Source organism: Pseudomonas protegens (assembly GCF_003732485.1).
GTDB lineage: Bacteria > Pseudomonadota > Gammaproteobacteria > Pseudomonadales > Pseudomonadaceae > Aquipseudomonas > Aquipseudomonas protegens_B.
Genome location: NZ_MOAK01000088.1, coordinates 44,976 through 54,782 on the forward strand (window position 1 = coordinate 44,976; position 9,807 = coordinate 54,782).

The window sequence follows — 9,807 nt, forward strand, 5'->3', positions numbered from 1 at the left end:
CAAAAACCCGGTTATTCCGACAGAACGACCGGTATTTAAGCCAGCAGGGCCGGGAGTTCCTTGTTCAGGGCCAGTTTTTCCATCACCGCCGCCCCGGTCAGGGCGTAACCCAGAAGCTGGCCGCTGGCATCGCGGCACAGCACCTTGATGTCGGCGCCCTGCCCTTCGGCGGTCCAGACACCTTCGGCGCCCCGTGGCGGTGGCGATACCACCAGGGGGCAGACCGGCGTCTTCACCGTGATCGGCATCGGCCCGTAGTTGACCGCCGTGGGCTTGCCGGCCAGGGTTTGCGCCAGGGCCCGGGCGCAGTTCATCAACGGCATCACGTACAGCAGGTTGAGGCCATCGACCTCAGCGCAATCGCCCAGGGCATAGATATTGGCGTGGGAGGTTTTCAGCTCGCGGTCCACCACCACGCCACGATTGACCACCAGCCCCGCAGCGGCGGCCAGGTCGATACGCGGACGCAGGCCAATGGCCGAGACCACCAGATCGCAAGCGATCACCTGGCCATCGGACAGATGGGCTTCCAGGCCGTCGGCGCTGCGTTGCAGGCGGTTGAGCACCGGCCCCAGGTGGAATCGCGCGCCCAGGCTTTCCAGTCCGGCCTGGACCGCCGCCGCAGCAGCCGGGTGCAGCAGGGTCGGCATCACCTGTTCGCACGGGGCCACCAGGTCCACGCTGTAGCCGCCAAGGATCAGGTCGTTGGCAAACTCGCAGCCAATCAGCCCAGCGCCCAGCAACAGCACCCGACGCTTGCCCGCCGCGGCGCTACGAAAGCGTGCGTAGTCTTCCAGGTCGTTGATGGGGAAAATCAGTTCGGATGCGTCGCCCTGCACCGGCACCCGCACGGTTTCCGCGCCCCAGGCCAGGATCAGGTCGCGATAGGCCACCGCCTCTTCACCAATCCACAGGCGCTTGTGGCCAGGATCGATGCCGCTGATACGGGTGTGGGTGCGAACCTCGGCCTTGAGCTGCTCGGCCATGGCGCCGGGCTCGGCCATGCTCAGGCCGTCAGCGTCCTTGTTCTTGCCAAAACCGGTGGACAGCATCGGCTTGGAGTAGGAGCGGCCGTCATCGGCAGTGATCAGCAACAACGGCGTTTCTCCGTCGAGCTTGCGAAATTCCCGGGCCAGGTTGTAACCCGCCAGGCCTGTTCCCACGATCACTACCGGTGCGCTCATTCCCTGCTCCTTGTTATTGGTCGTTCAATCCACAGAATTCGATCAAGCGATCTCGATCATTTCGAAATCCATCTTGCCCACGCCGCAGTCCGGGCAGAGCCAGTCTTCGGGCACATCTTCCCAACGGGTACCCGGCAAAATACCGTCGTCCGGCCAGCCTTCCGCTTCGTTATAAATCAGGCCGCAGACCACACATTGCCACTTTTTCATTGATGCATTTCCTCGGGAATTCAGGCTCGGTCGATGGATCGACTCTAAAGGCCACGCTGATCAGCGTCCGGCACTGGGGTTTTTTACTGATCACTACCGGCAGATGCAAGCACGTTCGTGCTGCCAGGCGTCCTGGATCAATCAAAACCGGCGGTTGCCATGCTAAGCTCGCCGCCTCATTTGCTGCCAATACTGACCCACTGTGCCGCACTCAATGTCCCCCGCACCGGCCCCGACCTGGGTGGTGCAAAGCCGTCTGTCCCCCTTCCCCGGCGCAGCCGTTACCAACTGGCTGTTCGATGAAGGGTCGCTGACCCGGCGCCTGACCCGACTCTCCCACAACGGCTTCAGCGTCACGCCGCTGGTGGAAGAATGGCAAACCCTGCGCAACGACGAATGCGCCGCCCTGGACCTGCCCGAACACAGCCAGGGCTGGGTTCGCGAGGTGTACCTGCGGGGCCACGGCGAAGCCTGGGTGTTCGCCCGCAGTGTGGCCGCCCGCAGCGCCTTGCAGGAGGGCGGGTTGAACATTGACGAACTGGGCAGCCGCTCCCTCGGGGAACTGCTGTTCTGCGACGAAGCCTTTACCCGCCGGCCCATCGAAGTCTGCCGCTATCCGCAAGCCTGGCTGCCCACTGCAGTGGCCACCGAGGGGCTCTGGGGCCGGCGTTCGCGTTTCGATCGCGGCCCTTTGAGCCTGCTGGTCGCCGAGGTCTTCCTGCCCAGCCTGTGGCGCGCCATCGAAGCCCAACCGGAGGCCTGCTGATGTACCTGAGCCTGCTCAAATCCCTCAATCGCCTGCATCCACGAGCCTGGGACTTCCTGCAACTGACCCGCATGGACAAGCCCATCGGCATCTACCTGCTGTTGTGGCCGACCCTGGTTGCCCTGTGGATCGCCGCCGAGGGCAAGCCGTCCCTCAGCCATGTGCTGATTTTCACCTTCGGCGTGATCCTGACCCGGGCCGGCGGCTGCGCCATCAACGACTTCGCCGACCGCAAGGTCGACGGCCAGGTCAAGCGCACCGACCAGCGGCCCCTGGCCACCGGCAAGGTCAGCGCCAAGGAAGCCCTGGCACTGTTCGCGCTCCTCATGGGCGCCGCCTTCCTGCTGGTGCTGTGCACCAACGCCACCACGGTCTGGCTGTCGTTCGGCGCCCTGGCCCTGGCGGCCTGCTACCCCTTCATGAAGCGCTACACCTATTACCCGCAGGTGGTCCTGGGAGCAGCCTACTCCTGGGGCATTCTGATGACCTTCACTGCGCAGAACGGCGAACTGCCGGCCAGTGCGTGGCTGCTGTACATCGCCAATCTGCTGTGGACCGTGGGTTACGACACCTACTACGCCATGACCGACCGCGACGATGACCTGAAAATCGGGGTCAAGTCGACGGCGATCCTGTTCGGCGATGCCGACCGGGTGATCATTCTCACCCTGCAGGGCTTGTCATTGGGCTGCCTGCTGCTGGCAGGCGCGCGCTTCCATCTGGGGGGCTGGTTCCACCTGGGGCTGCTGGTGGCGGCGGCGTGTTTTGCCTGGGAGTTCTGGTACACCCGGGATCGCGACCGGATGAAGTGTTTCAAGGCCTTCCTGCACAACCACTGGGCGGGCATGGCGATCTTTATCGGCGTGGTCCTGGATTACGCGTTGCGCTGAAATCCCCATAACGCCGTAGCCGCTAAGCTCTTAGCGGCTACGCGCTGCCGGCTAATCGGACTTGGCGACCTTCCAGGCGCCGTCCATCTTGCCTTCACCGGTCATGTCGCCGGGCTTCTTGTCCATCACAAAGCTGTACAACGGCTTGCCGTCGTAGGCCCACTGCGCCTTGCCGTCATCACGCTTGACCACCGTCCACTTGCCCATGTCCTTGTCGCTGCCCTCGGCCATCAGCGGCGGCCAGTTGGCGGCGCATTTGTCATTGCACATGGATTTTCCGCCTGCATCCTTGGCAAAGGTGTAGAGGGTCATGCCCTGGAGATTGACCAGCACGCCATCCTTGCTCGTCGCCGGGTCGGCGGCCATGGCAAATGTCGGCAGGGCCAGGACAGCGCCCACCAGCAGGACTTTCAACGATTGCTTGAACAGAGTCATGGAAACCTTCTTTTGTGGTTGTCAGGAATCGGACCCAAAGCTTAGTCGACGAAGCTGCACCGCGCCCCGCGACCTGAAATACTGTCACACGACTGCAATAATTCCGTTATCTAATGCGGCGCAAGACAGTTAAATGACAAGAGGTTCCAGCATGGTTGGCAGAAGCATTCTGATCGTTGACGACGAAGCGCCGATTCGCGAAATGATCGCCGTTGCGTTGGAAATGGCCGGCTATGACTGCATGGAGGCAGAGAACTCTCAGCAGGCCCATGCCATCATCGTCGACCGCAAGCCGGACCTGATCCTGCTGGACTGGATGCTCCCCGGCACCTCCGGCATCGAGTTGGCCCGACGCCTCAAGCGCGACGAGCTGACCGGGGACATCCCGATCATCATGCTCACCGCCAAGGGTGAAGAGGACAACAAGATCCAGGGCCTGGAAGTCGGCGCCGACGACTACATCACCAAGCCGTTTTCGCCCCGCGAACTGGTCGCCCGCCTCAAGGCCGTGCTGCGCCGCGCCGGCCCTACCGACGGCGAAGCACCGATCGAAGTCGGCGGCCTGCTGCTGGACCCCATCAGCCACCGGGTGACCATCGACGGCAAGCCGGCGGAAATGGGCCCAACCGAATACCGCCTGCTGCAGTTTTTCATGACCCACCAGGAGCGTGCCTACACCCGTGGTCAGCTGCTGGATCAGGTCTGGGGCGGCAATGTCTACGTCGAGGAACGCACCGTGGACGTGCACATCCGGCGGTTGCGCAAAGCCCTGGGTGACGCCTACGAGAATCTGGTACAAACCGTGCGCGGCACCGGCTATCGTTTTTCCACAAAGGCCTGATGCCGACGGCAAGCGACAAGCGGCCAGCTGACAGGCGACCGCTTCAACACTTGCAGCTCGGAGCTGCTTCACCCCCACGGACGTGTTTCAAGTGAATCAAAACTGGCATGGCACCCTGATTCGCCACCTGCTGCTGTTGATCACCGGCTGCCTGCTGGTGGGCCTGATCAGTGGTTACTACGGCTGGAGCCTGGCCGCCGGCCTGGGCATTTACCTGGCCTGGACCCTCAAGCAGCTGCTGCGCCTTCACGAATGGCTGCGCCTGCATCAGCCCGACGAAGCACCGCCCGACGGCTACGGCCTGTGGGGTGAGGTGTTCGACAGCATCTATCACCTGCAACGCCGCGACCAACGGGTGCGCGGGCGCCTGCAGGCGGTGATCGACCGGGTCCAGGAGTCCACCGCGGCCCTGAAAGACGCGGTGATCATGCTCGACAGCGACGGCAACCTGGAATGGTGGAACCGCGCCGCCGAGACACTACTGGGCCTCAAGACTCCCCAGGACAGTGGCCAGCCGGTCACCAACCTGGTGCGCCATCCGCGCTTCAAGGAATATTTCGAACAGGACAGCTACGCCGAACCGCTGGAGATCCCCTCCCCGGCCAACGACCGGGTACGCATCCAGCTGTACATCACCCGCTACGGCAACAACGAGCACCTGATGCTGGTGCGCGACGTGACCCGCATCCACCAGCTGGAACAGATGCGCAAGGACTTCATCGCCAACGTGTCCCACGAGCTGCGCACCCCGCTGACGGTGATCTGCGGCTACCTGGAGACCCTGCTGGACAACGTCGAGGAAGTGAATCCGCGCTGGAGCCGTGCCCTGCAGCAGATGCAGCAGCAAGGCGGACGCATGCAGACCCTGCTCAACGACCTGCTCTTGCTGGCCAAGCTGGAAGCCACCGACTACCCCTCGGACAATCAGCCGGTGCCCATCGATGGGCTGCTGCAATCGATCAAGAGCGATGCCCAGGCCCTGTCCGGGGAGCGCAACCAGCGCATCACCCTGGAAGCCGACGCCTCGGTACAGCTCAAGGGCAGCGAGGCGGAACTGCGCAGCGCCTTCTCCAACCTGGTGTTCAACGCGGTGAAGTACACCCCGGCCGAAGGCAATATCCGCATCCGCTGGTGGGGCGACGAACAGGGCGCGCACCTGAGCGTGCAAGACTCCGGGATCGGCATCGACAACAAACACCTGCCGCGCCTCACCGAACGCTTCTACCGCGTGGATTCGAGCCGCAACTCCAATACCGGCGGCACCGGCCTGGGCCTGGCCATCGTCAAGCACGTGCTGCTGCGCCACCGCGCACGCCTGGAAATCAGCAGCGTACTGGGCCACGGCAGTACTTTTACCTGCCATTTCGCCCCGGCCCAGGTTAAAAAAACCGCAGCAGGCAGCCTGACCGAACAGCGCTGACCGTGGCTTGCCCCTAGGCAATCGCCCTGTCAGCCGCTACATTGCGTAGCTTGTGCCTGCCCTCCAGGCACCGCCTTTCCTTCTTTTTCGAATACACGGAACCCGCAAAACTCCATCATGGACCCTTCCCCTGGTTTTACCCTCGCGTCTCTGTTCGCCGACTTCGGCATGATTCTTTTTGCTCTGATCCTGGTCCTGCTCAACGGTTTTTTCGTTGCCGCAGAGTTCGCCATGGTCAAACTGCGCTCGACCCGGGTCGAGGCCATCGCCCACAAGAACGGCTGGCGCGGGCAGATCCTGCGCACCGTGCACAGCCAGCTCGACGCCTACCTCTCGGCCTGCCAGCTGGGCATCACCCTGGCCTCCCTGGGCCTGGGCTGGGTCGGTGAGCCGGCGTTCGCCCACCTGCTGGAGCCGCTATTGGGCGCCGTAGGCGTGAACTCCCCGGAAGTGATCCGCGGCGTGTCGTTCTTCACCGCGTTCTTCATCATTTCCTACCTGCACATCGTGGTTGGCGAGCTGGCACCCAAGTCCTGGGCGATCCGCAAGCCCGAGCTGCTGTCGCTATGGACGGCGGTGCCGCTGTACCTGTTCTACTGGCTGATGTACCCGGCCATCTACCTGCTCAACGCCAGCGCCAACACCATCCTGCGCATCGCCGGCCAGGGTGAGCCCGGTCCGCACCACGAGCACCACTACAGCCGCGAAGAACTCAAGCTGATCCTGCACTCCAGCCGCGGCCAGGACCCCAGCGACCAGGGCATGCGCGTATTGGCCTCGGCCGTGGAAATGGGCGAACTGGAAGTGGTGGACTGGGCCAACTCCCGGGAAGATCTGGTCAGCGTCGAATTCAATGCGCCGCTCAAGGAAATCCTCGCCCTGTTCCGCCGACACAAATTCAGTCGCTATCCGGTCTACGACAGCGAGCACAACGAGTTCGTCGGCCTGCTGCACATCAAGGACCTGCTGCTGGAACTGGCGGCCCTGGACCATATCCCCGAGTCATTCAACCTGGCTGAACTGACCCGCCCGCTGGAGCGCGTGTCGCGGCACATGCCGTTGTCGCAGCTGCTGGAACAGTTCCGCAAGGGCGGTTCGCACTTCGCCCTGGTGGAAGAAGCCGATGGCAAGGTCATTGGCTACCTGACCATGGAAGACGTGCTGGAAGTGCTGGTGGGCGATATCCAGGACGAACACCGCAAGACCGAGCGCGGCATCCTCGCCTACCAGCCGGGCAAGCTGCTGGTGCGTGGTGACACGCCGCTGTTCAAGGTCGAGCGCCTGCTGGGCATCGACCTGGACCATATCGAAGCCGAAACCCTCGCCGGCCTGGTGTACGAAACCCTGAAACGGGTGCCGGAAGAGGAAGAAGTGCTGGAAGTCGAAGGCCTGCGCATCATCATCAAGAAGATGAAGGGACCGAAGATCATCCTGGCCAAGGTGTTGATGCTGGATTGACGGGCCATTCGGCCCGTTCGCCGGCAAGCCGGGTCCTGCAGGCGCAGGTTATTTTTTGCCCAGGGCAAAATTCGGCAGATCCCCCAGGGGCTGATTGAACTGATAGGGAATCGACACCAGCCCCAGCCCTGTATTGCGCTGTACCACGAAATGCAGGTGCGGCCCGCTGCTGTTGCCGGTATTGCCCGACAACCCCAACGGGCTGCCTAGCGCCACCCGCTGCCCTTCCCGCACGCTGACCGAACCTTGCTTGAGGTGCAGGTACACGCCCATGGTGCCGTCGTCGTGCAGCACCCGGACAAAGTTGCCCGCCGGGTTGTTGCCCCGGCCGTTCTGGGCATTCTCGGTCTTCACCACCACCCCGCCCCTGGCGGCGATGATCGGCGTGCCCACGGGCATGGCGATGTCCATGGCATAACGGCTCCTGGGACCGAAATGGCTGTATTGGCCATTGGCGCCCTGGGTCAGGCGAAACGGCCCGCCACGCCAAGGCAGCGGGTAGCGATAGGCCTGGCTGACCCCTGCCGGGTCCCCCAGGGAGTAACGGAACCTGGGGACATAGCTCAAGGGCTGATCGGCACGAACTGCCGTGAGCAGCGCCAGGCGCTGCCTGCTGCGGGCCGGCAGCACCTGGCGGATCGGCCGCCCGGGCGCTCCGCTGACGTTGTGCACACCGGCAAAACCCAACTCGATCTCCACCGGCGCGTAGAGGTCGTTGCGCACATATACCGCGTCCCCGCCCTTGTGCTTCTGGATATCCAGGCGCACCTGACGCTCCAGGTGTTCTTCCATGCGATCGCGAAACACGAACGCCTGGGCTCCCGGCGAAGGCCGGTCGCTGTAGGACACCACGCCATTGGCGTCGATGGACTTGTAGACCGTCATCGCCGCCAGCGACGTGGCAAGCATGGACAGTCCGCACAACAACAGCAGGCGCACAAACATTGGGCAGCTTCTTGGCAGGTTATGCAGCCACGCTAACAGCCGGATATGGAGCTTGTGTGAATCAGGCCGGCACCAGGGGTTCCAGGTCTGGGCCATCGAAGCGCAGATCCACCCCCAGCTGGGCCGCCTCGCAGAGATTGATCAGGGCATCGAGGGAGAACTTGTTGATCTTGCCGCTGAGCACGTCGTTGAGCCGTGGCTGGGTGATCTTGAGACGCTTGGCCGCCTCCTTCTGCGAGAGGCCCCAGGCTTGCACGGTCTTGCCCAGTTCGAGCATCAGCTTGGCCCGCAGGCGCATGTTGGCGGCTTCCTGGGGAGTGGCCTCAAGGGCATCCCAGACACTGGTGAACCGCTGATTAACCGGTGAATCAGTCATGGCGTGAACCTGCTTCCTGATATCTGGCGCGAGCCAGTTCGATATCCCGCGCTTCGGTCTTGCGGGTGGTCTTGCGCACCGCGTGCAGCACATAGATGGCTGCCGGCCGCCTGACCACGTAGAACACCCGAAACGCCCCTGAATCCTCATGGACCCTGATCTCGAAAACACCCGGACCGATGGTTTTCACCGACCTGCAATCGTAGGGCTGTTCACCCTGCTGCAGCAGATCCAACTGGAAACCGGCGGCCCGACGGGCATCTTCAGGGAAAGCCCTGAGATCCCTGAACGCACTCCCGACAAACACCACATCCTTGTGCCTGGGCATCGAACTTCTCCTGTTCCTGACCAGGAGCAAGGCTAATCAAGACTGCCGAGGCCGGCCGTGCCGGGTTGTTTCAAGGCATGGCCGCAAGCATCGAATGACGTGGAGCGCTTCCTGCAATCTATATCCAAACAGATATAAATCAAGGGCAAAAAAATCAATCGGACGTACGGCAGAAAGTATCGAGGGGTACGGCGAAGGCCTTGTGGCTTGAGGGTTACGGCCTATGTTGCGAGGGGTTCGCTCGATAGCGGGATGGCGCAGCAACCCGCCTCAGCGCAAGGCAAAAATCCGCAACGGGAAAAGTGTTTTCCGCAGGTTTCCGCAGCCTCCATCCTCGTAGGAGCCGGCTTGCCGGCGAAGAGGCCCGCAAGCCTTGTGCTGCCCTTCCGGACGCCTTCGCTGGCAAGCCAGCTCCTACACAGCAAGACGGCTTGTCGGGGACTCAGCACCTGCCACCGTAGGAGCCGGCTTGCCGGCGAAGAGGCCTTCAAGCCTTGTGTTGCCCTTGCGGGCGCCTTCGCTGGCAAGCCAGCTCCTACACAGCGGACTGTGAGGATCAGGCGCCGGGAACGAAGTGCTTCTGTGCGGTGCCGCGGGCGATCAGGCGGGAGATGTAGTCGAGCTTCTGGGCATCCTGGTCCACGAAGCGGAAAGTCAGCTGCAGCCACTCGCTGTCCGGCTTGGGTTCAAAGGCCACCACCGCATGCAGGTAGCCATTGAGCCGCGCCACTTCGGCGTTGTCGCCCTGCTCCAGGTCCAGCACCGCGCTCTCCAGCACCTGGGGCAGGCTGTCGCTGCGCTTCACCACCAGCAGGGCTTCCTTGATGCTCAGGGCCTTGATCACACACTGTTGATTGCCGCTGGACAGTCGCAGTTGGCCCTGGCCACGACCACCACCGGCCGCTGCCGCAGGCGCCGGGGCCTTGACCGGAGGGCTGTTGAGCAAACCGCGGG

General features: G+C 63.1%; 11 protein-coding genes and 1 pseudogene. 5 read left to right on the forward strand and 7 right to left on the reverse strand.

The window, feature by feature from the left end; all coding sequences use genetic code 11:
• Nucleotides 1-35: 35 nt before the first annotated feature.
• Nucleotides 36-1,184 carry an NAD(P)/FAD-dependent oxidoreductase gene (locus BLX41_RS31555; protein ID WP_123728033.1) on the reverse strand — a complete coding sequence of 383 codons (1,149 nt, stop codon included), beginning with the start codon at nt 1,182-1,184 and terminating at the stop codon, nt 36-38.
• A gap of 42 nt (nt 1,185-1,226) precedes the next feature.
• On the reverse strand, nt 1,227-1,394 hold the full coding sequence (locus BLX41_RS31560) for a rubredoxin (RefSeq protein ID WP_025130776.1): 168 nt from the start codon (nt 1,392-1,394) through the stop codon (nt 1,227-1,229).
• A 202-nt stretch (nt 1,395-1,596) separates the two neighbouring features.
• Between BLX41_RS31560 and BLX41_RS31565 the strand changes: the two genes are divergently transcribed.
• Both BLX41_RS31565 and ubiA read left to right on the forward strand, forming a co-directional pair.
• Nucleotides 1,597-2,160, forward strand: a complete 564-nt coding sequence (locus BLX41_RS31565; RefSeq protein WP_123728034.1) for a chorismate--pyruvate lyase family protein — start codon at nt 1,597-1,599, stop codon at nt 2,158-2,160.
• A complete protein-coding gene (gene ubiA, locus BLX41_RS31570; protein ID WP_123728035.1) occupies nt 2,160-3,050 on the forward strand; it encodes a 4-hydroxybenzoate octaprenyltransferase in 891 nt (296 codons plus the stop codon). The genes BLX41_RS31565 and ubiA overlap by 1 nt, the downstream gene beginning before the upstream one ends.
• A 51-nt stretch (nt 3,051-3,101) precedes the next feature.
• Here the strand turns inward: ubiA and BLX41_RS31575 are convergent, their stop codons facing one another.
• Complete coding sequence (locus BLX41_RS31575) at nt 3,102-3,485, reverse strand: COG4315 family predicted lipoprotein (protein ID WP_123728036.1); 384 nt, start codon at nt 3,483-3,485, stop codon at nt 3,102-3,104.
• A gap of 151 nt (nt 3,486-3,636) precedes the next feature.
• Here BLX41_RS31575 and phoB point away from each other — a divergent pair, with 151 nt between their 5' ends.
• The 3 genes from phoB to BLX41_RS31590 all read left to right on the forward strand — a co-directional run bounded on the left by phoB (nt 3,637) and on the right by BLX41_RS31590 (nt 7,204).
• Nucleotides 3,637-4,326 (forward strand): phosphate regulon transcriptional regulator PhoB, encoded by a 690-nt coding sequence (gene phoB, locus BLX41_RS31580; RefSeq protein ID WP_003177195.1) that lies wholly within the window; start codon nt 3,637-3,639, stop codon nt 4,324-4,326.
• A gap of 91 nt (nt 4,327-4,417) precedes the next feature.
• A complete protein-coding gene (phoR, locus tag BLX41_RS31585; RefSeq protein ID WP_123728037.1) occupies nt 4,418-5,746 on the forward strand; it encodes a phosphate regulon sensor histidine kinase PhoR in 1,329 nt (442 codons plus the stop codon).
• 117 nt (nt 5,747-5,863) lie between these two features.
• A complete protein-coding gene (locus BLX41_RS31590) occupies nt 5,864-7,204 on the forward strand; it encodes a hemolysin family protein (RefSeq protein ID WP_123728038.1) in 1,341 nt (446 codons plus the stop codon).
• A gap of 48 nt (nt 7,205-7,252) precedes the next feature.
• Here BLX41_RS31590 and BLX41_RS31595 read toward each other — a convergent pair whose 3' ends face one another.
• The 4 genes and pseudogenes from BLX41_RS31595 to BLX41_RS36865 all read right to left on the reverse strand — a co-directional run.
• Nucleotides 7,253-8,149, reverse strand: a complete 897-nt coding sequence (locus BLX41_RS31595; protein WP_123728039.1) for a peptidoglycan DD-metalloendopeptidase family protein — start codon at nt 8,147-8,149, stop codon at nt 7,253-7,255.
• A 61-nt stretch (nt 8,150-8,210) separates the two neighbouring features.
• Nucleotides 8,211-8,525, reverse strand: coding sequence for a helix-turn-helix domain-containing protein (locus BLX41_RS31600; RefSeq protein ID WP_123728040.1), 315 nt, complete (start codon nt 8,523-8,525; stop codon nt 8,211-8,213).
• Entirely contained in the window at nt 8,518-8,853 is a 336-nt protein-coding gene (locus BLX41_RS31605) for a type II toxin-antitoxin system RelE/ParE family toxin (RefSeq protein ID WP_123728041.1), read from the reverse strand. Before BLX41_RS31605 ends, BLX41_RS31600 begins: the two co-directional genes overlap by 8 nt.
• A gap of 556 nt (nt 8,854-9,409) precedes the next feature.
• Nucleotides 9,410-9,807 (reverse strand): annotated as a pseudogene (locus tag BLX41_RS36865) (response regulator); the annotation flags it as partial.